Origin of the sequence: Bailinhaonella thermotolerans (genome assembly GCF_003594875.1) — a bacterium.
In the GTDB taxonomy this organism is placed as follows: Bacteria; Actinomycetota; Actinomycetes; order Streptosporangiales; family Streptosporangiaceae; genus Bailinhaonella; species Bailinhaonella thermotolerans.
Map to the genome: position 1 here is coordinate 1 of NZ_QZEY01000030.1, position 383 is coordinate 383.

The window sequence follows — 383 nt, forward strand, 5'->3', positions numbered from 1 at the left end:
GCCGCGGTCGCCGATGAAGAAGTCGGCCTTCTTGCCCTGGTAGGTGATGTAGCCCTCGGTGCCCAGGGGCCAGGAGGGGGAGGAGAACAGGCCCTTTTGCATGGGCTTGCCGATGGCGGGGATGCCGGTGTCGCCGGCGCGGCCGGAGGCGTCGTCCCAGAAGTAGGAGCCCTTGGTGGACCCGGTCAGCAGCGCCTTCTCACCCTTCACAGCCTTGGCCGCGGCGGCTGGCTTGGCGGCGTGGGCGGGGGCGTGCTTGGCGGCGTGGGTGGGGGTGTCGGCCAGGGCGGCGGTGGCGGTGCCGAGGCCGGCGGTGAGGGTCAGACCCAGGACGGTGGTGGCAATGGTGCGCTTACGCATGGCGGAACCAGTCCTCACGAAGA

General features: G+C 70.8%; 1 pseudogene. It reads right to left on the reverse strand.

Annotated features, from left to right (window positions below):
- Positions 1 to 360, reverse strand: a pseudogene (locus D5H75_RS43865) (hypothetical protein); the annotation flags it as partial.
- Positions 361 to 383 lie beyond the last annotated feature (23 nt).